14 protein-coding genes are annotated in these 21,750 nt (G+C 41.7%); 11 read left to right on the top strand and 3 right to left on the bottom strand.

What is annotated here, in order from left to right; all coding sequences use genetic code 11:
- Positions 1-240 precede the first annotated feature (240 nt).
- The 6 genes from rpoB (at position 241) to ACWQ4X_RS01095 (ending at position 12,428) form a co-directional block, all read left to right on the top strand.
- Positions 241-4,329, top strand: coding sequence for a DNA-directed RNA polymerase subunit beta (rpoB, locus tag ACWQ4X_RS01120; RefSeq protein WP_142769691.1), 4,089 nt, complete (start codon positions 241-243; stop codon positions 4,327-4,329).
- 147 nt (positions 4,330-4,476) lie between these two features.
- The gene (gene rpoC / locus ACWQ4X_RS01115; RefSeq protein ID WP_100242781.1) at positions 4,477-8,676 is read left to right on the top strand and encodes a DNA-directed RNA polymerase subunit beta'; all 4,200 of its coding nucleotides are present in this window, start codon (positions 4,477-4,479) and stop codon (positions 8,674-8,676) included.
- Between the two features lie 85 nt (positions 8,677-8,761).
- A complete protein-coding gene (locus ACWQ4X_RS01110) occupies positions 8,762-8,896 on the top strand; it encodes a hypothetical protein (RefSeq protein ID WP_457902414.1) in 135 nt (44 codons plus the stop codon).
- On the top strand, positions 8,871-11,255 hold the full coding sequence (locus ACWQ4X_RS01105) for a tetratricopeptide repeat protein (protein WP_457902413.1): 2,385 nt from the start codon (positions 8,871-8,873) through the stop codon (positions 11,253-11,255). Before ACWQ4X_RS01110 ends, ACWQ4X_RS01105 begins: the two co-directional genes overlap by 26 nt.
- 138 nt (positions 11,256-11,393) lie before the next feature.
- Positions 11,394-11,933, top strand: coding sequence for a hypothetical protein (locus ACWQ4X_RS01100; protein WP_457902412.1), 540 nt, complete (start codon positions 11,394-11,396; stop codon positions 11,931-11,933).
- A gap of 135 nt (positions 11,934-12,068) precedes the next feature.
- A complete protein-coding gene (locus tag ACWQ4X_RS01095; protein ID WP_457902411.1) occupies positions 12,069-12,428 on the top strand; it encodes a DNA transfer protein p32 in 360 nt (119 codons plus the stop codon).
- Positions 12,429-12,475: 47 nt separating this feature from the next.
- Here ACWQ4X_RS01095 and ACWQ4X_RS01090 read toward each other — a convergent pair whose 3' ends face one another.
- Entirely contained in the window at positions 12,476-12,961 is a 486-nt protein-coding gene (locus ACWQ4X_RS01090) for a DUF4442 domain-containing protein (protein WP_457902410.1), read from the bottom strand.
- Between the two features lie 125 nt (positions 12,962-13,086).
- On the opposite strand from ACWQ4X_RS01090, the gene ACWQ4X_RS01085 reads away from it, so the two are divergent.
- The 5 genes from ACWQ4X_RS01085 to htpG all read left to right on the top strand — a co-directional run bounded on the left by ACWQ4X_RS01085 (position 13,087) and on the right by htpG (position 18,890).
- The gene (locus ACWQ4X_RS01085) at positions 13,087-13,965 is read left to right on the top strand and encodes an alpha/beta fold hydrolase (protein WP_457902409.1); all 879 of its coding nucleotides are present in this window, start codon (positions 13,087-13,089) and stop codon (positions 13,963-13,965) included.
- Positions 13,966-14,073: 108 nt separating this feature from the next.
- Positions 14,074-15,441: a Na+/H+ antiporter family protein gene (locus ACWQ4X_RS01080; protein WP_457902408.1), complete on the top strand. Its 1,368-nt coding sequence runs from the start codon at positions 14,074-14,076 to the stop codon at positions 15,439-15,441.
- 292 nt (positions 15,442-15,733) lie between these two features.
- Positions 15,734-16,339: an OmpW/AlkL family protein gene (locus ACWQ4X_RS01075; protein ID WP_457902407.1), complete on the top strand. Its 606-nt coding sequence runs from the start codon at positions 15,734-15,736 to the stop codon at positions 16,337-16,339.
- A 174-nt stretch (positions 16,340-16,513) separates the two neighbouring features.
- Positions 16,514-16,858 (top strand): lysozyme inhibitor LprI family protein, encoded by a 345-nt coding sequence (locus ACWQ4X_RS01070; protein ID WP_100242774.1) that lies wholly within the window; start codon positions 16,514-16,516, stop codon positions 16,856-16,858.
- A gap of 112 nt (positions 16,859-16,970) precedes the next feature.
- On the top strand, positions 16,971-18,890 hold the full coding sequence (gene htpG, locus ACWQ4X_RS01065; protein ID WP_457902406.1) for a molecular chaperone HtpG: 1,920 nt from the start codon (positions 16,971-16,973) through the stop codon (positions 18,888-18,890).
- Positions 18,891-18,997: 107 nt separating this feature from the next.
- Here the strand turns inward: htpG and ACWQ4X_RS01060 are convergent, their stop codons facing one another.
- Positions 18,998-20,137: a hypothetical protein gene (locus ACWQ4X_RS01060; protein ID WP_457902405.1), complete on the bottom strand. Its 1,140-nt coding sequence runs from the start codon at positions 20,135-20,137 to the stop codon at positions 18,998-19,000.
- Positions 20,138-20,224: 87 nt separating this feature from the next.
- Positions 20,225-21,742, bottom strand: a complete 1,518-nt coding sequence (locus ACWQ4X_RS01055) for a hypothetical protein (protein WP_457902404.1) — start codon at positions 21,740-21,742, stop codon at positions 20,225-20,227.
- Positions 21,743-21,750 lie beyond the last annotated feature (8 nt).

The raw sequence follows: 21,750 nt of genomic DNA, 5'->3' as shown, positions 1-21,750 counted from the left end.
CTTTTTGCGTTACAATAATCGGCTCGACTGTAATTTGATTGACGTAAAAATCATCAAATTTAAACAATAAACACAAACTTTAAACGCTTACCAATATTTTTCCATTTAAAAAATATTGTTAAGCGTTTTAATACCACTAAAAATTGCAGCATTTGTAAACAGTGGTGGCCATATCGGCCTGCGTAATTCCTTCTAAACCCGTTCTGCAGGCGGGTTTAGTTTACTTTCCGAGGACTCCAGATGGCATACTCATATACCGAAAAGAAACGGATCCGTAAGAATTTTGGTAAATTGCCTAGTGTTATGGATGCTCCGTACTTGCTCGCGATTCAAGTCGACTCGTACAGAACGTTCTTGCAAGATGGCAAATCACCAAAAAGCCGCGAAGATATCGGTCTCCAAGCCGCATTTCGTTCAGTTTTTCCTATAGAAAGTTATTCTGGCAATGCTGCTCTAGAATTTGTTGAGTATAGTCTTGGTAAGCCAGAGTTTGATGTACGCGAATGTATTCTTCGTGGCTCAACTTATGCGGCACCAATGCGTGTAAAAATTCGTTTGATCATTAAAGATCGTGAAACGAAATCAATCAAAGACGTGCGTGAGCAAGAAGTGTACATGGGTGAAATGCCACTCATGACGGATAACGGTACTTTCGTTATTAATGGTACTGAGCGTGTAATCGTATCTCAGTTACACCGTTCACCGGGCGTGTTCTTTGACCATGACAAGGGTAAAACCCATTCAAGCGGTAAAGTGCTTTATTCAGCACGTATTATTCCTTACCGTGGTTCATGGTTAGACTTTGAATTTGATGCGAAAGACTTAGTCTATGTACGTATTGACCGTCGTCGTAAATTATTGGCGACTGTGGTGCTTCGTGCATTGGATTACAGCAACGAACAAATTCTAGACTTGTTCTACGAGAAAGTACCTGTCTATTTAGACATGGGTAGCTATCAAATTGACCTTGTACCAGAACGTCTACGTGGCGAAATGGCGCAATTCGACATTGCTGATAATGACGGCAAAGTGATTGTTGAACAAGGTAAACGTATCAATGCGCGTCATGTACGTCAAATGGAAGCTGCTGGCTTAACCAAGCTTTCTGTTCCAGATGAATACTTGTACGAGCGTATCACTGCTGAAGACATTACTTTACGTGATGGTGAAGTGATTGCTGCTAACACCTTGTTGAGCCATGAAATCATGGTGAAATTGGCTGAAGGCGGTGTGAAACAGTTCAATATTCTGTTCACTAATGACATCGACCGCGGTTCATTCATCGCAGATACATTACGTGCCGATACGACGACAGGTCGTGAAGAAGCACTTGTAGAAATCTACAAGGTAATGCGTCCAGGTGAGCCACCAACAAAAGAAGCGGCTGAAAACTTATTCAACAACTTGTTCTTCTCTTCTGAGCGTTATGACTTATCGCCAGTGGGTCGTATGAAGTTTAACCGTCGTCTTGGTCGTCCATATGAAGTGGGTACTGACCAGAAGTCACGTGAAGTTGAAGGTATTCTTTCAAACGGTGATATCACTGATGTATTAAAAACATTAGTTGAAATCCGTAACGGTAAAGGCGAAGTGGATGATATCGACCACTTGGGTAACCGTCGAGTGCGTTCTGTTGGTGAAATGACTGAAAACCAATTCCGTGTTGGTTTAGTTCGTGTTGAACGTGCTGTAAAAGAGCGTTTAAGCCAAGCAGAAACAGACAACTTGTCTCCGCAAGATTTAATCAACGCGAAACCAGTTGCTGCTGCAATCAAAGAATTCTTTGGTTCAAGCCAATTGTCTCAGTTCATGGATCAAAACAATCCATTGTCTGAGATTACACACAAACGTCGTGTATCTGCGCTTGGTCCTGGTGGTTTGACACGTGAGCGTGCAGGCTTTGAGGTACGTGACGTACATCAAACTCACTATGGTCGTGTATGTCCAATTGAAACGCCTGAAGGTCCAAACATTGGTTTGATCAACTCGCTTTCTGTTTATGCAAAATGTAATAACTTCGGTTTCTTGGAAACTCCATACCGTAAAGTTGTTGATGGTCGTGTAACAGACGAAGTTGAATACTTATCTGCGATTGAAGAAGTAGGTACTGTTATTGCACAGGCCGACTCTGCCGTTGATGCGGACAACCATTTAACAGAAGAATTTGTTTCTGTACGTCACCAAGGTGATTTCGTACGTATGCCTCCTGAAAAAGTGACGCATATGGACGTATCTGCTCAGCAGGTTGTATCTGTAGCAGCATCATTGATTCCGTTCCTTGAACACGATGACGCGAACCGTGCATTAATGGGTTCGAACATGCAACGTCAGGCTGTTCCGACATTATTGGCTGACAAGCCACTTGTTGGTACAGGTATGGAAGCAAACGTAGCGCGTGACTCGGGTGTGTGTGTCATCGCAAACCGTGGTGGTGCGATTGAATACGTGGATGCTTCTCGTATCGTGATTCGTGTCAACGAAGAAGAAATGGTTGCGGGTGAAGCAGGTGTAGATATCTATAACCTGATCAAATACACACGTTCTAACCAAAATACATGTATCAACCAAAACGTTGTAGTGCGTATGGGCGACAAAGTTGCTCGCGGTGACGTCTTGGCTGATGGTCCATCTACAGATGGCGGTGAACTTGCGCTAGGTCAAAACATGCGCGTCGCGTTCATGACGTGGAATGGTTATAACTATGAAGACTCGATCTTATTGTCTGAGCGTGTCCTTCAAGAAGACCGTTTAACTTCGATTCATATCCAAGAATTGTCATGTGTTGCACGTGATACTAAATTGGGTGCAGAAGAAATTACCGCTGATATTCCGAACGTGGGTGAAGCTGCTCTTTCTAAACTGGATGAGTCTGGTATCGTTTATATCGGTGCTGAAGTTGCTGCGGGTGACATCCTTGTCGGTAAAGTAACGCCTAAAGGTGAAACGCAATTAACACCTGAAGAAAAACTGCTTCGTGCAATCTTCGGTGAAAAAGCGGCTGACGTAAAAGACTCTTCTTTACGTGTTCCATCGGGCACGAAAGGGACAGTCATCGACGTTCAAGTATTCACGCGTGATGGCTTAGAAAAAGATGAACGTGCGCTTGCAATTGAGAAAGCTCAATTAGATGCTTACCGTAAAGACTTGAAAGAAGAATATAAAATCTTCGAAGAAGCAGCTCGTGAACGTGTGGTTCGCTTGTTGACGGGTCAAGAATCGAATGGCGGTGGCGGTACCAAGCGTGGCGACAAACTTTCTGAAGATATGTTGTCTGGCTTAGAGTTGGTTGACTTACTTGAAATCCAGCCAAGCGATGAAGCAATTGCTGAGCGTTTGACGCAAATTCAAGTGTTCTTGAAAGAGAAGAGCTTCGAAATTGACGAGAAGTTTGCTGAGAAAAAACGCAAACTTTCTACAGGTGATGAACTTACAACTGGCGTATTGAAAGTTGTGAAGGTTTACCTTGCAGTTAAACGTCGTATCCAGCCTGGTGATAAGATGGCGGGTCGTCACGGTAACAAGGGTGTTGTATCCAACATCTTGCCTGTTGAAGACATGCCGCATGATGCCAATGGTGTACCAGTGGATATCGTATTGAACCCGTTGGGCGTACCGTCGCGTATGAACGTGGGTCAGATTCTTGAAACTCACTTGGGTATGGCAGCGAAAGGTTTGGGTGAGCAAATCGATAAGATGCTCAAACAACAACGTGAAATTGCTGAATTACGTATCTTCCTTGACAAGATCTACAACAAAGTTGGCGGTCAGCAAGAAGATCTAGACAGCTTAACTGACGATGAAATCTTGGTATTGGCGGGTAACTTACGCGCTGGTGTACCTTTAGCAACACCTGTATTTGATGGTGCTGAAGAAGAGCAAATCAAAGAGTTACTTGAGTTGGCTGAAATTCCACGTTCTGGTCAAACGGTATTGTTTGATGGACGTACAGGTGAGCGTTTCGACCGTCCTGTAACTGTTGGTTATATGTACATGCTGAAGTTGAACCACTTGGTTGACGACAAGATGCATGCGCGTTCAACTGGTTCTTACTCATTAGTAACGCAACAACCATTGGGCGGTAAAGCTCAATTCGGTGGTCAGCGTTTCGGTGAGATGGAGGTCTGGGCACTTGAAGCTTATGGCGCAGCTTATACACTTCAAGAAATGCTTACTGTGAAGTCGGATGACGTTGAAGGTCGTACCCGTATCTATAAGAACATTGTAGATGGTAACCACTACATGGACCCAGGTATGCCTGAATCGTTCAACGTATTGACCAAAGAGATCCGTTCTTTAGGTATCAACATTGAACTGAAAAATGGTGACTAATTCTCTCCATTAAATCTCCCTAAATCCCTCTTTGAGAAAGAGGGACTTTCCCCCTTACAAGGGGGAGTAGGGGGATTAATCAGTTAAGAAACAATATTTGTGACCCAGTTGTGAAGTGAAAATCTCCACAACACACGGAGAAAAAAATTGAAAGACTTGCTCGATATCATGCGCAAAAAGACGGACTCAGACGGTCATGCTCCAGTTGAGTTTGATCGCATCCGTATTGGTCTTGCGTCACCAGAAATGATTAAGTCATGGTCTCACGGTGAAGTGAAAAAGCCTGAGACAATCAACTATCGTACGTTCAAGCCAGAACGTGATGGTTTATTCTGTGCCAAAATCTTTGGTCCAGTAAAAGATTACGAATGCTTGTGTGGTAAATACAAGCGTATGAAATACAAAGGCGTCATTTGTGAAAAATGTGGCGTTGAAGTAACAACTGCGAAAGTTCGTCGTGAGCGTATGGGTCACATCGAATTGGCTTCTCCAGTTGCACACATCTGGTTCTTGAAATCATTACCAAGTCGTATCGGTTTGCTCCTTGATATGACACTACGTGATATCGAACGCGTATTGTATTTCGAATCTTATGTGGTTACTGACCCAGGTATGACTCCATTTGAGAAATACCAACTTCTTAACGATGAAGAATACTTCAATGCGTTAGAAGAACACGGTGATGAATTCACTGCGAAAATGGGTGCAGAAGCTGTTCAAGACTTGCTTAAAGATATCGATCTTGAAGCTGAGATTTCTCGTCTTCGTGAAGAAATTCCACAAACAACTTCTGAAACGAAGTTGAAGAAAGCGTCTAAACGCTTGAAATTGATGGAAGCATTCAAAGAGTCGAACAACAAACCAGAATGGATGGTGATGAACGTACTTCCAGTACTTCCACCAGATCTTCGTCCGTTGGTTCCTCTTGAAGGTGGTCGTTTCGCGACTTCTGACTTGAACGATCTTTACCGTCGTGTGATCAACCGTAACAACCGTTTGAAGCGTCTTCTTGACCTTGCTGCACCAGACATCATCGTACGTAACGAAAAACGTATGTTACAAGAGTCTGTAGATGCATTGCTTGATAATGGTCGTCGTGGTCGTGCAATTACGGGTTCGAACAAACGTCCATTGAAATCTTTGGCAGACATGATCAAAGGTAAACAAGGTCGTTTCCGTCAAAACTTACTTGGTAAGCGTGTTGACTATTCTGGTCGTTCGGTAATTACTGTAGGTCCTAACTTACGTTTACACCAATGTGGTCTTCCGAAGAAAATGGCACTTGAATTATTCAAGCCGTTTATTTTCGCGAAATTACAAGCATCTGGTCAGGCAACAACCATTAAAGCTGCGAAGAAAATGGTTGAGCGTGAGACTCCGGAAGTTTGGGACGTTCTTGCATCTGTGATTCGTCAACATCCAGTGATGTTGAACCGTGCGCCAACACTTCACCGTTTGGGTCTTCAAGCATTTGAACCGATTCTGATTGAAGGTAAGGCAATCCGTTTACACCCGCTCGTCTGTGCTGCGTTCAACGCCGACTTCGACGGTGACCAAATGGCGGTACACGTACCATTAACACTTGAAGCTCAATTAGAAGCTCGTGCGTTAATGATGTCGACCAACAACATCTTGTCACCTGCAAACGGTGAGCCAATCATCGTTCCTTCTCAGGACGTGGTCTTGGGCTTGTATTACATCACACGTGATGCAATCAATGCCAAAGGTGAAGGCATGGTATTTGCGGATACTCACGAAGTAAACCGCGCATTGGCAACAGGTCAGGTTGCGTTACACGCTCGCGTTAAAGCACGTGTACACCAAACTGTGATTGATGAAAATGGTAACCGTGAACAGCAAACCATCGTTGTAGATACTACACCGGGTCGTTGCTTACTTTGGGAAGTTGTTCCTGAAGGTATGGATTTCCAACAAATTAACGTTGAGATGACCAAGAAAAACATCTCGAAGTTAATCAACTCTTGCTACCGTAAATTGGGCTTGAAAGATACTGTTATCTTTGCTGACCAATTGATGTACCTTGGTTTCCGTCAAGCGACTCGTTCAGGCGTATCGGTTGGTATGGAAGACATGGTTATTCCACCAGCGAAATATTCAATTATTGAAAAAGCTGAAACTGAAGTTCGTGAAATTGAACAACAGTTTGAGCAAGGCTTCGTAACTGCCGGTGAGCGTTACAACAAGGTTGTCGATATTTGGGCGCGTACCAACGACCAAGTTGCGAAAGCGATGATGGACAACTTGTCTTATACCACTGTGAAAAACAAACAGGGTGAAGATGAGAAGCAAAAATCATTCAACAGTATCTACATGATGTCTGACTCAGGTGCCCGTGGTAGTGCGGCGCAGATTCGTCAGCTTGCAGGTATGCGTGGTTTGATGGCAAAACCGGATGGCTCGATCATTGAAACGCCAATTAAGGCGAACTTCCGTGAAGGCTTAACGGTACTTCAGTACTTTATTTCAACGCACGGTGCACGTAAAGGTTTGGCCGATACTGCATTGAAAACTGCGAACTCTGGTTACTTAACACGTCGTCTTGTAGACGTGGCACAAGACTTGGTAATTACTGAGCCTGACTGTGGTACTTTAGGTGGCCTAGTGATGACTCCGTTCATTCAGGGCGGTGACGTGATCGAGAACTTAGGTACTCGAGTATTAGGTCGTGTAGTTGCAGAAGATGTGAAGAAAGCGGGTTCTGACGAAGTTATTCTTCCACGTAACACTTTAATTGACGAAAAACTTGCCAACTTCCTTGAAGAAGCGGGTGTCGACGAAGTTAAAGTGCGTTCAGTTGTAAACTGTGAATCTACATTTGGCGTGTGTGCGAAATGTTATGGCCGTGACCTTGCACGTGGTCACTTGGTGAACCCAGGTGAATCTGTGGGTGTAATGGCTGCGCAATCAATTGGTGAGCCTGGTACACAGTTAACGATGCGTACCTTCCACGTGGGTGGTGCTGCGAGCCGAACTTCTGCTGCGAACAGTGTACAAGTACGTAACAAAGGTACAGTACGTTTCCATAACGTGAAAACTGTACAGCATGCCAAAGGTCACTTGGTGTCTGTTTCACGTTCAGGTGAAATCGGTATTGCAGATGACTTAGGTCGTGAGCGTGAGCGTTATAAACTGCCATACGGTGCGTCAATCTTGTTGAAAGATGGCGAAGCTGTTGAAGCGGGCGGTATCGTAGCGACTTGGGATCCGCATACACATCCACTTGTTACTGAAGTTGCAGGTAAAATCCGTTTCAGCCAAATCGCTGATGGTGTTACAGCAACCTCTAAGACGGATGATGCAACAGGTATGACGACTGTTGAAATCTTGCCTGTAACAGCACGTCCTGCTTCTGGTAAAGATTTACGTCCTGCGGTGGTATTGGATACTGCTGATGGCGGCGAACAGTTCTACTTCTTGCCACAAAACACTATTCTTTCTGTCCGTGATGGCGAAACAATTGGTGTGGGTGACGTTATTGGTCGTGTACCACAAGAATCTTCACGTACTCGTGATATTACCGGTGGTCTTCCACGCGTTGCGGACTTGTTCGAAGCACGTAAGCCGAAAGAACATGCAATCTTGGCAGAAGTGTCAGGTATCGTGAGCTTTGGTAAAGAGACCAAAGGTAAGAACCGTCTGGTAATCACGCCTGATGATGGTTCTGAAATTTACGAAGAATTGATTCCAAAATGGCGTCAAATCAACGTGTTTGAAGGTGAACATGTGAACCGTGGTGAAACCATTTCTGATGGTCCACAAAACCCACATGATATTTTACGCTTGAAAGGTGAAGTTGCATTAACCAACTACATCGTGAACGAAGTTCAAGACGTTTACCGTCTCCAAGGTGTAAAAATCAACGACAAACACATTGAAGTAATTGTGCGTCAGATGCTACGTAAAGTAGACATCACGGATGGTGGTGATACAAGCTTCATCAAAGGCGAACAAGTGGATTACATCCGCGTTGTAGGTGAAAACCAAGCAGTACTTGCTCAGAACAAGTTCCCAGCGAAGTTTGAACGTCAATTGATGGGTATTACCAAAGCATCGCTTTCTACTGACTCGTTCATCTCTGCTGCATCGTTCCAGGAAACCACACGTGTGTTAACTGAAGCGGCTGTAACAGGTAAAGAAGATGATTTACGTGGCTTGAAAGAGAACGTGGTTGTAGGTCGCTTAATTCCTGCAGGTACAGGTTTGGCTTACCATTTAGAACGTCGTCGTCAAGAAGCAGAGGCTGCAGAGCTTGAGCTTCACAATGACTTCTCTGATGTAGACCAAGCGCTTAGCCAAGCATTTAATGATGAGTTTAATGGTCTTTAATTAGCCCTTAAACCATGATGAAAAAGCCACCTTCGGGTGGCTTTTTTATATAATTGAAAAATAATATTAAATTTGGGGGGATAGGGTGAAATTAGTAGAAGCTAAAGAAATTCTGAAACAGGCGAGAAGAGAGCAAAAAGAAGGAAATTTAGATAGAGCTATAGAACTCTTAATTAAAATCAATAAATTATCTGATGAGTTACAAGATTCATATTACTGAAGCAGAGCAGGCATATAAGAATGTAAAAAGAGAAGATTCGGCGGAGTCATATGCACGAGCTCAGAATAATTTAGGTAATTTATATAATCAGTTAGATCGCTTAACTGAAGCAGAGCAGACATTTAAGAATATAAAAAGAGATGATTCGGCAGAGTCATATGCACGAGCTCAGAATAATTTAGGTATTTTACTAAAACAGCAAGACCGACTTAAAGAAGCTGAGCAGGCATTTAGAAATGTCGGAAGAGAAGATTCAGCATATCAATATGCACGAGCTCAGTTCCATTTAGGAAATTTATTAGATGATCTTAAGCAATATGAGGAAGCAGAGCAGACGTACAGAAAGGTTCTACGAGAAGATGGAGCAGAATTATATGCAAGAACTCAATTTAATTTGGGAATTCTATTAAATCAGCAAGAGCGGTTTGAAGAAGTTGAGCAAGCATATACAAATATAAAAAGAGAGGATTCGGTAAAGCTATATGCACAAGCTCAGTTTAATCTAGGAAATTTATATAAGCAGTTGGAACATTTTGCTGAAGCAGAGCAAGCATATGCAAATATAAAAAGAGAAGAATCGGCAGAGTCATATGTGCGAGCACAGTTTAATCTAGGCAATTTATATAAGCAGTTAGGTCGCTTTACAGAGGCGGAGCAAGCATATGCAAATATAAAAAGAGAAGATTCTGCACATCAATATGCACAGGCACAGTTTATTCTAGGTATTTTATATAAGCAGTTAGAACGTTTTGCTGAAGCAGAGCAAGCATATACAAATATAAAAAGAGAAGATTCTGCATATCAATATGCACGAGCTCAGAATAATTTAGGTAATTTACTAAAACAGCAAAATCGACTCAAAGAAGCTGAACAAGCGTATAAAAATGTAAAACATAAAGATTCAGCTGAACAGTATGCTTCTTCTCAATTAAGTTTAGGATTTTTATATAATCAGCTAGATGAAATTGATTTATCAAAAAAATATTTTATTAAGGTTAAAAGAAGTGATTTAGGTTCTGCATATGCGTACGCAAGATTTGCTTTATGGCTCACTACAAACAATGTAATTTATTTGAAGCAAATTGATTTTGATGATGATAAAGATCAATACTATGCTGCACAATTTAAATTAGGGGAGTTAGAGTACTATTCTGAGAATCCGAAATTAAATGTAATTTTGGATTATTGGAATAATATTCTAGAAATATCAAAGTGGTATCCTAAAGTTGTCTATAAAAGATATTTAATAAGAAAAATTCTAAATAACCAGAATGGAATGTCCAAAAAGCTAATAGAGATATTTAAAAAAGTTGATGCTCTTTTAAATAATTTGGTTGTAAAAAGGGATCATGAGACTTTAATTGCACACTATACATCTCCTAATGTCGCAAAGTTATTGATAGCTAAAGAGGTATGTGGTTTCCCAACAAACTCAAAAATGAGATTAAATACAATTGATTTAATGAATGACCCAACAGAAGGGAAAATATTGAATCATTATTTGAATATTTCTTCTGATTTAATATCAACAAATGATCAAGCTTTTATGGGATGCTTTACATTACACCACGATTCACTTAATCAATTTAGACTTTATGGTAAAGAGGATCAGAAAGAGGAAAGTGGATTAAGTTTGATTTTATCTAATCAATTCTTCGAACAGGAAAATAGTTTTTCTCATATTCGGCTTCAAGATTCAGATAATTCTGCATCAGAAAGTAATGAGGTTGAGGGAGATGATATAAGTCGGAATGCTACAAAAAAAGGCAATGTAGATGAAAATACTGATAGTAAAATTATTCTAAAGTTACCTTTGTATCGCTGTATCTATATTGATCCAGATTCTAAGTTGATTGAAATTTCACATCGAGAAGAATGGACTTTTTGCAGAGAGGAAAAAAACTCTAAGAGTGATAAATGGAACGATTATCAAACAGAGATTATAAAGTTAAGAGATGAAGTGCGAAATGCTTTTAAGATTCTTGAGGACTTAATTCAGCCACTCTATCAAAAGATCTCTAAAGATTTAAAAAAGTATTCTCATGAAGCTGAACTTCTAGCAGAAATACTATTACCACTCAGATTTTTGATTAAACATATGGCTTTTAAGGAAGAACAAGAGTGTCGTGTTGTATATGTTACTCAGTGGGATGATGATTTTATTCAGTATGATGAACAACTTAAGCGTTTTTATATAGATTATGGTTCCGATGTTGTTATGTATTTAAAAAAGATTTATCTGGGACCTCACGCGTTACATGGGAAAAATATGTTTGAATATCTGTGTTCCAATGCGAGACACAATAAAAGAACTGAACATGACGTTAAGATAAAGATTTCGCATAACCCATTGAGATAGAATATTTGAAATTTAAAGCCACCTTCGGGTGGCTTTTTTACATTCTGAAGCAGAACGACTAAAAAAAATCACAAAATGATACACATAAAGTTCTATGCTTAAACGTAAATCTATAATTAATCATAAGGTGTTAACAATATGAATTTTAACAATAAATTTATTTTAAGTGTGTTTGGGATGACGGCGGCAGGTTCGGTATTCGCAGCACCAATGCCCAATACCATCGTGATCGAAGATAAAGCGGTCGTGCCTATTGTGAAAACTCAAGTCATTCGTAGCATGCCAGGCAAAGAACCAGTCAGAACCGTGAACGCGACCATTTTTGAAGTGACCAATAAAGGTAAAGATGTGGTGGCACGTGATGTAGTGATTGTGGATGACAAAGCCGAATTTTCAGATGAAAAAATGAAAGCACCCATGGTACAAAAAGGCAGTGTAATTGTACCGACTTCAAAAATTGAAGTGGATTCCAAAGTAATGCGAGATGGTGAAGTCGTGGCTGAAGGGAAACAGGTTGATGCTTCAGGTGTTCAATTCAAAAAAGGGGAAGAACCCGTCCATAAAAATCTGAAAATCGATCAGGTCAAAAATCCTGAACACAGCAAAAGTGCCACCCATGCCGTGATTCAGAGTGATGGTAAAACCACCAAAGATGTGATGGTGATCAAAGATGAGTAGGGATTAAAGCTACAGCATGCTTAGTTTTTACAAAATCCTCGTAATTTTACGGGGATTTTTTGATAAAGCTCCATCTTCACTCCTTAATGCTCCTGTAGGGTGTGTACTAAGACAATGGGGAATGGAGATACGCTCATGAAAAAATTAATGAATTTAGCCTTGGTTGCTGCAGTTTCTGCATTTGCATTAACTGGGTGTAGCAATATGTCTGCATCGGAGCAGCGTGTAGGTGCAGCAGCCTTGGGTGGCGCTTTAGGCGGTGGAGTAGGTAGTAATATCGGTGGCAGTACTGGTGCTGCGCTTGGTGCAGGTGCGGGTGCGGCTGTAGGAAGCAAATCGCAAAATGGTTCAACCAAAAATGCAACCTATAGTGGTGTAGGTGCAGGCGTGGGTGCCATTATTGGTAAATCAGTGTTTGGTGGCAGCACGGGCGCAGCAATTGGTGGTGCAATTGGTGCAGGTGCTGGCGCAGCACTGGAAAACAATAACCGCTAAGTACGGCTGATGTGAATGAAAAAAGGCACTGAATACAGTGCCTTTTTTCATTTTGGATCGGACTTTGGTTTTTTTCGGCGGATGTAGACTGTTTTTTCCACTTCAGCAATTCTGACACCAGCTTCATCATAAATATTGAGTTGATAGACACGATTCACGGGGGAATAGTCTTCAGCCAGTGTCTTAATCTGTTGAATTTCAGCAGCATCAATTCGCACATCGGCGTATACGGTTCCACGTCCTGGCGCTAAGAACTGAATCTTGGCTGCTTTGTCCCAGACGATGTATTTTGAGCCAAGGTGATGCATCAGCAACAACATGTAGAATGGGTCAATCATTGAATAGAGGCTTCCCCCGAAATGCACACCGACAATATTCTGGTTCTTGCTTGTCAGTGGCATTTTGACCCGAATATGGTAGTTCGGAAAATCAATCTTTTCGACCTGAATCCCTGCGCCACGGTAAGGGGCATAGCGATTCAATATGAATTTGGTGATGGTGGGGAAGTTTTGTAATCTTTTGAGAATACTCATAGGACAGAATAGGTATTTTTAGCGCTTGTTCTCATCTTAACCTGACACCGAAAAAATGCAAACCAGCAGTCAGCAGCTCGTCTGATTGTAGAAAAAATACGATAAAACAAAAAAGGAAATCCATCATGCAAGTACAAACTCAATGGGTCACCACCACAGATCAGCAGCGTCTTTATGTGAAAGCATGGGGAGAGATCACAAATCCTGCCTTGGTCTTGGTTCATGGTTATCCTGATAATCAGGAAGTTTGGGAACCCGTCATTCAGTTCTTGGCCCAGCAATTTTATATCATCACCTATGATGTTAGAGGGGCAGGACAATCTTCCGTGCCAAAATCTATTCACGCTTACGCTTTGTCACAACTCTCGGCAGATTTGCAGGCCGTGGCTGACAGTGTATTACCGCAACGTGATTTTCATTTGGCAGCGCATGACTGGGGTTCAATTCAGTCATGGGAGTCGGTGACCGATCAGCAGTTTGGTCAACGGATTTTATCCTACAGCACCATTTCTGGACCGTGTTTGGACCATGCAGCGTATTGGATGCGGGAACAATTTCAGCAACAGCCGCAACAGTTTTTCAAGCAGTTGAGCAAATCATGGTACATAATGGCCTTTCATCTCCCTTTTCTGGCACCGACCATTTGGCGCTTCTTTAAACCACAGCATTGGGGGCGGGTACTGCAACAGTTGGAACAGGTGCAAGACCTGCCTTTAAATACCCATATTGCCAAAGATGGTCAGCATGGTGTGGGACTGTATCGGGCAAACTTTCTGCCTCGACTGACTCAGCCACGACAACGTTTTGCGCAATGTGCAGTCCAAGCCATTGTGTTAAAGAAGGATAACTTTGTCAGTCCTGCATTGATTGATGAAATGCCAAAATGGAGTCCAGACTTTCATCGGGTTGATTTGGAGGCCAATCACTGGGCGATTTTAAGTCAGCCTGAGCAAGTGGCATTTCATATTCAGAACTTTATCGAACGTAATCAACTTACGAGTTAAATCTGCATTGAGTTTGCCAACCCTGTTCCCAGAGCAGTATGAGAAAGAGAAGTAATTTTCAGTTTTAACTCTGTTAGAATGCTTCTTTTTTTCTCATACTTGTTTGTTATGTTCGCGATTATTGCTGCTATTACAGTCATGTTCGGACTGTCTTTAGCTCGTGTTCCTGTGGTATTTGCATTGATTACTGGTGCAGTGACAGGAGGTTTGCTGGCAGGTCTAGGCTTGCAAGGGACGCTGGAAGCGTTTAACAATGGGCTTGGTGGCGGGGCAAAAATTGCCTTGGCCTATGGCATATTGGGCGCATTTGCTTTGGCTTTGGCACGTTCGGGTTTACCCGATTTATTGGCTTATAAACTCATTAAAACGGTGAAGAATGAAGCGGATCACAAAGCACAAACCAAAGTGAAATATGTGATCTTTTTTACCGTGGCATTGGCAGCAGTATTTTCTCAGAACTTGATTCCTGTGCATATTGCGTTTATTCCTGTGTTGATTCCGCCGCTATTAAGTGTATTTAACCACTTAAAATTAGACCGTCGTGCAGTTGCGTGTTTGCTGACATTTGGTCTGGTGGCCACCTATATGTGCTTGCCTGTCGGTTTTGGTGCCATTTTCTTAAATGACATTTTGGCGCATAACATCAATACCTTTGGTAAGCCTTATGGTTTTTCCATCAGCAATGAGCAAATTCCGCATGCGATGATAATCCCGGTATCAGGTATGTTCTTGGGTTTATTAACGGCTGTATTTTTCAGCTACCGTAAACCGCGTGTCTATGAAGATTTAGAAGTCGGAAATACCATTCACCGTATTTCATCCGATGTAAATCAAAGTCATGATGGCAAGCCGCAAATTGCTCAATTTACCTTATGGATGGCTGCATTTGCGGTGATCGCGACATTGGCTGTGCAACTGTATTCAGATTCCATGATTCTTGCAGGTCTGGTTGGCGTTGCCATTTTAAGCTGTGCAGGCATTTTCAAGTGGAAAGAAGCCGATGATGTGATTATTAGCGGTATGCGCATGATGGCCTTAATAGGCTTTATTATGATTGCTGCACAGGGTTTTGCAGCGGTGATTGAAGCGACCAATCAGGTTCCTGCTTTGGTGGAAGCTTCGGTAGAGTGGATTGGTAACAGCAAGGCACTGGCGGCTTTTCTTATGCTGATGATTGGTTTGTTGATTACTTTAGGGATTGGTTCTTCATTCTCTACCGTGCCAATTTTGGCGATTATTTATGTGCCGCTCTGTATTCAATTTGGATTCAGTCCAGCCGCGACCATTGCCATTATTGGAACGGCTGCCGCACTGGGTGATGCTGGTTCTCCTGCATCCGATTCTACGTTAGGTCCAACTTCAGGTTTAAATATGGATGGTCAACACGATCACATGCGGGATAGTGTAGTGCCAACTTTCTTGCATTTTAATCTGCCATTGTTGGTATTTGGCTGGATTGCTGCAATGGTACTTTAATTTAATTCTGAGTATTTTAATCTATTTTATTTTGATGGATTAATAGATATATTTGGAATATATTAATAATAAGAAACTTGAGTAATATACTCTGAATATAATAATAAATTTCTGATTAATATGGTTGGTTTTAAATACCAACCATATTGGTCAAATTAAAATAAATAATATTATTAATCAGTATCTTAAAAATAAAGTATATTTATATTATTTAATAAGTGTTGCATATTAATAACAGTCTTGTTTAATATTAATTAAGCGTTAAGTTTTTTATTATAGAGGTTGGTTTAATATGTTAAAACAAGTTGCTCTTATTGCTTTAATGGGGATTTCTGCATCTGCAATGGCAGGTGGCTGGCAGGTCAAAGTTGGTGGATCTGCAATTGCTCCAACTCAAGATACAACGGTTGCTGGTGTTGGTGTTGTAAAAGCAGAGAGTGAATTGGCATTTACCCCTTCAGTAGAGTACTTCTTTGGTGATTCGCCTATTTCCGCTGAATTATTATTAGCTGCTCCAGTAAACCACGATGTGTCAATCGAGGGTGAAAATGCAGTTAAAATTAAACATTTGCCGCCAACATTAACAGTTAAATATAACTTTAAAAATTCAACCCGTTTCACCCCATATATTGGTGTCGGTGGTACTGCATTTATTGCTTGGGATGAAGAAACTAAAGGTGCTCTTTCTGGTGCCTCAGTGAAGGTTAAAGAAGATTATGGGTTTGCTGGTCAAATTGGTTTTAATTTCCAACCTGCTGATGCGAAAAACTGGGGTGTATTTGTAGATGCACGTTATGCTCAAATTAGCCCAGAAGTACGTGTAGAAAATACACCTATTAAATTTGATCTAGATATTGATCCAATGGTTTATACCATCGGTTATAGCTATAAATTCTAAGTAATAAAAACAAGAATAATAATAACAGCGCTAAAACCTCATCATTTGATGGGGTTTTTTTCTGTTTTTCATTTTCTTTTCTAGCTGCAACAATCCTTCACTGTGCAGACGCAAAAGATTACACTTTATCTTACTGATTTTGTTTAAATTAGATAAAAAATAGAGTGTTCAGACATGCGAATTTTAAAAATAACGTTATTTACACTGATTTCATTCATTGCAATGGGAAGTTCTGCTGCTAGTTTTGATTGTGCACGTGCGGAAACCCTCACCGAACATAAAATCTGTAACCAACTCAGCTTGAATGATGCGGATGTCAAAATGGCAGCCACTTATAACATCTTAAAACGCTTAGTGCCGATGGGTACGCGTTCGGTGATTCAGGATGAACAAGTCAAATGGCTGCGCTTACGTGACCAATGTCGAGATAATTCACGTTGTTTGACCGATGTTTATGCCATGCGTCAACAGCGGCTGGATCTTTATTTACAGCAGATCTATCAGCGCGGACCATATTAAAAGAACATAACTGCTGAAAAAAAGATCAATTGCTATTGAAAAATCACTGCGTCACTCCAATTCATAAAGCATCTGATAAAAACACTGTGTGAATGAATTCGAGGAAGGTTGTATGAGCGAACACAATACACAAAAACATAGCTTTCAGGCTGAAGTGGCACAATTACTCCATTTGGTGACCCATTCACTGTATTCAAACCCAGAAATCTTTTTGCGTGAGTTAATTTCCAATGCTTCGGATGCCTGCGATAAGTTGCGCTTTGAAGGCATTAATCATCCTGAATTTTATGAAAATGACCCGAATTTACATGTGCGTGTCATTTTAGATAAAGAACAAAAAACGCTGACCATTTCGGATAACGGCATTGGTCTGACGGAGCAAGAAGCGATTGATAACCTCGGTACTATTGCCAAGTCAGGTACCAAAGACTTTATGTCGAAGCTCACAGGTGATCAAAAAGCCGATGCACAATTGATTGGTCAGTTTGGTGTAGGGTTCTATTCGGGCTTTATTGTCGCGGATAAGATTACAGTAGAATCACGTCATGCAGGTGCGCCTGAGCAAGAGGCGGTGCGCTGGATCAGTGGCGGTACAGGTGATTTTGAAGTCGCGCAAATTACCAAGGCAAGCCGTGGTACAGATATTATTCTGCACTTACGTGAAGATGCCTTGGACTATTTAGAAAGCTATAAAGTTAAGCAAATCATTAATAAGTATTCCGACCATATCAGCTTGCCAATTGAAATGCAGAAAGAAGTTTGGCAGGAAGAAGAAGTTGCCGAAGGTGAAACACCGAAAGGCGGCCAGATGGTCAAAACCGATGAGTGGGAAGCGATTAACTCAGCCAGTGCCTTATGGACCCGCAGCAAAAGTGAAGTCACTGAAGAGCAATATATCGAGTTTTACAAGAACTTAAGCCATGATTTTGATGCACCATTGGCATGGGCACATAACCGTGTTGAAGGCAGTACCGAATATACGCAATTGCTGTACATTCCAAGCAAAGCACCGCATGACATTTTCACGCGTGAAGCCAAAGCAGGCATCAAGCTGTATGTAAAGCGCGTGTTTATTATGGATGATGCGGATAATTTAATTCCGAACTATCTACGCTTTGTACAAGGTGTGGTGGATAGTGCAGATTTACCGCTGAATGTCAGCCGTGAATTGTTGCAAGAAAGCCGTGATGTAAAAACCATCCGTGAAGGCAACGCCCGCCGTATCTTGACGGTGCTGGATGGTCTGGCAAAGTCGGAAGATGCACAAGACCAAGAGAAATTCAAAACTTTCTATGCTGAATTTGGTTCGGTCTTGAAAGAAGGTTTGGGTGAAGACTTTGGCAACCGTGAGCGCATCTTAAAGTTATTGCGTTTTGCAACGTCGACGAATGATGACATCAGCACTTCTTTGGCAGATTACAAAGCACGCATGAAAGAAGGGCAAAAAGCCATTTACTATGTGACTGCGGAGAGTCTGAATGCTGCGAAGAACTCGCCACAATTAGAGTTGTTCAAGAAGAAAGGCATTGAAGTCTTGTTAATGGCTGACCGTGTGGATGAATGGGCAATGAATTTTGTTCAGGACTTCGATGGCACGCCAATGCAAAACGTCTCTAAAGGTGCGGTCGATTTAGGTGACTTGCAAGATGCGGAAGAGAAGAAAGCGCTTGAGGCTGCCGCAGAGCAATTTAAACCTGTGGTAGATAAATTATCTGATGCTTTAAAAGCCAAAACCAAAGAAGTTCGCGTCACCACGCGTTTGGTGGACTCACCAGCCTGCTTGGTGACTAGTGAAGGTGAGCTTTCTCCACAGTTGATTCGTATGTTGAAACAAGCGGGTCAGGCTGTTCCTGAAAGCAAGCCAATTCTGGAAATTAACCCTGAGCATCCGTTGGTGAAAAAACTGGATAGCAGCACTCATTTTGAAGATCTTGCTAATGTGATCTTTGATCAGGCGGTGATTGCAGAAGGTGGTTTACCTGAAAATCCTGCTGAGTATGTGAAGCGTATTAATCAGTTGTTGCTGAAATAAGCTAAGCTTTAATGTAAAAAAGGCAACTTAATCTAGGTTGCCTTTTTTATTGAGCGCTGATGTGGATAAAAGCGAACTTATCCACAACGCTGTTTCCACAAGAGGGTTTAAAACAATGCTTCTAAACGGAGCATGGTACTGAAATAGTGATCTCGGTCAGCGCGATCATCATTGTAATAATTGAGATCGGTTTGGACATAGAACCATTCACGCCAGAGTGGTTGACGCCAAGAGACAAACGGTCCCCAACTATTCAGGTGTAAATCTGAATTATCGAGATAACCACCTGTGTAGAGTCCATAGTTAAAGGTATTACCTTGAAAGAATTGATGTTGGCGGAAAGCATAGTTGTCCCAATTCAAATCATCTTTTTGTACATCGGCATAGGTTAAGCTGAATTGGTCACTTAAAAAAGCTGCATCGGGACGGGCATGGGTCAATTCCAAGTTGGTTCGTAAATAATTTTCACTGTCGATACCATAACGGTAAATCTGTTCAGCATGAAAGAAAAAGTCATTTTCAAGGGTCCAATCTTTTTTGGCTTTTAAGCGTAGATAGATGTCATCGCCCGAACGTAGACCGATATCAAAGTCAGTTTCAAAGGGTAAGCGTCTGGAAATGTCTGACCAGCGTAAGGCGAAGGAACTGTTGGCATCACGGTTTTGCCGACGGTCATAGGCTTTGTCATTATCTGGACTTGGCGGATTTTCATTGGTAATGGCGACATTATTCGGTAATTCGTTATCCAGAGAGTCATCCCCGAAAACCAGACTGAGTCTCTTCTCTAGATTGGGTAAACGGATTTTGCCGCGAATACGCGGTTTAACGTCGTATTCATCGTATTTATTCCAGCGGTTATCAATCAATACCCTTAAGGTGGCAGAGGCGGGATCATCGGTATTTCGATCCCCAAACCAGCCATCGATGTCCTGTGAAGTGTCATCCGCCCAATTGCGAATTTGCTTTTGCTTACGGTCAATCCAAGTCTGATTTTCCGTCACCACCGTCGATGGGACGATTTGTTCGTCGGATTGTTCAGGCAATACGGTTGGTGTTGAATCAATCCAGCGTGGAATGGTATAGAACAAGCTGCCCTCCTGATCGGGGGCTTGCTCGATGGTGTAGGGAGCCGAAGTTGGGGCAGTTTCTTGTATATCGGTCGTATTGGCCCAGCTTGAGGTCTGCCCCATCCCCAAGGCAACCATCAACACAAGTGGCTGGGTAAAAGTTATTCTCATTGTAGGCATTCTCATGATCTTTTATTCTAAATTTACTTCACAAGTTTGGTAAATTTTAGGGATGAAAATCAAGCTTTTGCTACAAAATAAAATAAATTAACTGCCGATGTGCGTTTGAATCGCAGCATGCAATTTTGACGCCGAAATGGGTTGCGGGAGCATCTGAATAATGCTTTGAATCAATTGCCACGAAATCCCTTGATTGCGATCCAGTAGAATAAATGGATAGGCAATTTCTTCATGCGATAACTGCAGTCGTGCATGACCATGAATGATTCGGATTTTCTGCCGCTCTTTCAGGAGAATTAAAGGCGTTGCATAATTTGCTGGCGCTTCATCAAAGGCAATAAATCGCTGCTTTTGCACGCATTTTGTAGGAATAAACGGATAATAAGTCTCAGTGTTCCATACCAATTGTGCATGCTCATGATATAACTCGAATAGTTGTTCAGCAGTCTTGCATTGCTTCAGTTTCTGTTCATTCGGCAGCAACTTTAAGGCTGAAATTTCATAAGCATAATGCTGACTGACAATGTTGCCTAAGCGAATGGCCTGTAGCTGATCTTCTGCACCCAAAATGGCAAGATATTTAACAAAACACCCCTGAGCATTGATTTGTTCAGCCAAATATACGGGTTGATTAACATACTGTGCTAATTCGGAGGCTGAAATAATCAGTTCCAATAACGGCATTAATTCAGGCACATTTTCCACGGTTAAACTGCATAGTTTATGTTCTTGTGCCTGTGCAAACTGTAATGCGGTTAAACGGCATTTCCATTGACCGAGTTCAATCACTTGGGGAAGCAGATGATCTGAAGCAGTTGCTGGGGTCGCTGCCTTGAAATGAGCCGTCATCGTTATGTTTGCGGGAGTAGTCAAGACCGTTCTTTGTTCGTCATCTTTTGGTGTAAGACTGAGATCAAGCATTGAAATGCTAGTCGAATCAGATTCAGGGTTTATTTCTGTACGTGCAGTGAGTGAGGTATTTTGCTGTAGTGTCAGTGGCTCAACATAAAAGGTATTATCCTGATGTAAGTTTGCCACCTTTGACATTACCTGTTTGCTGTCATCTGCAGTGGTCTGAGTCGCAGGCATCGAAAATCTTTTCTGGGATTTGAACCCTTTGCTCGGTTCAAAAATTGCTTGATTTAGTTCTACATCAGTTTTAAGTCCATGATAAATTTCCTGTTGTTCTAACATCCAAGCATAATTTTGTTCGAGTCCATCCCAGTCACTCATGAGTGCTGTACGGTTTGGGGCAGGAATATACCAAATTTGGAAGCCTAAATTGGCGCGATGCAGAATTGCCCAGCCCATTTCTGGGTGTTGCTCAAGCGCTTGTTCTAAAGCAGTATCTTGCTTAAAGACTCCCCGAAAAGTTTGCACATATAATGAATGTTTAGCAAATTCTTGAGCTGCAAGTTCTGGTTGCATATGAGATTTAAAATTAAGAATTTGCTTTTTAAAAATAGGCTCATCACAACGGACAAAAATTTCCTTGAGACGACATTTAGACTTTGCTATTTCATAAAATGATAAAGAGCGCTGGTCTAAACCATGAATAAGGTTTTGTAATTCCTTGGCTAAATGGGCTTTTTCTAAAACATTCATAGGCGGTC

This window comes from Acinetobacter sp. NigerLNRRAM0016 (assembly GCF_054112845.1).
Note: the sequence above shows the minus strand (reverse complement) of the source record. Positions and strands in the feature narration are given on the sequence as shown.

What these genes read in the sequence shown, in the direction of transcription:
- ACWQ4X_RS01105 (WP_457902413.1), top strand. Translation starts at nt 8,871, where the DNA reads ATGAGTTACAAGATTCATATTACTGAAGCAGAGCAGGCATATAAGAAT.
- ACWQ4X_RS01085 (WP_457902409.1), top strand. Translation starts at nt 13,087, where the DNA reads ATGCAAGTACAAACTCAATGGGTCACCACCACAGATCAGCAGCGTCTT.
- htpG (WP_457902406.1), top strand. Translation starts at nt 16,971, where the DNA reads ATGAGCGAACACAATACACAAAAACATAGCTTTCAGGCTGAAGTGGCA.
- ACWQ4X_RS01090 (WP_457902410.1), bottom strand. Translation starts at nt 12,961, where the DNA reads ATGAGTATTCTCAAAAGATTACAAAACTTCCCCACCATCACCAAATTC.
- ACWQ4X_RS01070 (WP_100242774.1), top strand. Translation starts at nt 16,514, where the DNA reads ATGCGAATTTTAAAAATAACGTTATTTACACTGATTTCATTCATTGCA.
- rpoB (WP_142769691.1), top strand. Translation starts at nt 241, where the DNA reads ATGGCATACTCATATACCGAAAAGAAACGGATCCGTAAGAATTTTGGT.
- ACWQ4X_RS01095 (WP_457902411.1), top strand. Translation starts at nt 12,069, where the DNA reads ATGAAAAAATTAATGAATTTAGCCTTGGTTGCTGCAGTTTCTGCATTT.
- ACWQ4X_RS01100 (WP_457902412.1), top strand. Translation starts at nt 11,394, where the DNA reads ATGAATTTTAACAATAAATTTATTTTAAGTGTGTTTGGGATGACGGCG.
- ACWQ4X_RS01075 (WP_457902407.1), top strand. Translation starts at nt 15,734, where the DNA reads ATGTTAAAACAAGTTGCTCTTATTGCTTTAATGGGGATTTCTGCATCT.
- ACWQ4X_RS01055 (WP_457902404.1), bottom strand. Translation starts at nt 21,742, where the DNA reads ATGAATGTTTTAGAAAAAGCCCATTTAGCCAAGGAATTACAAAACCTT.
- ACWQ4X_RS01060 (WP_457902405.1), bottom strand. Translation starts at nt 20,137, where the DNA reads ATGCCTACAATGAGAATAACTTTTACCCAGCCACTTGTGTTGATGGTT.
- ACWQ4X_RS01080 (WP_457902408.1), top strand. Translation starts at nt 14,074, where the DNA reads ATGTTCGCGATTATTGCTGCTATTACAGTCATGTTCGGACTGTCTTTA.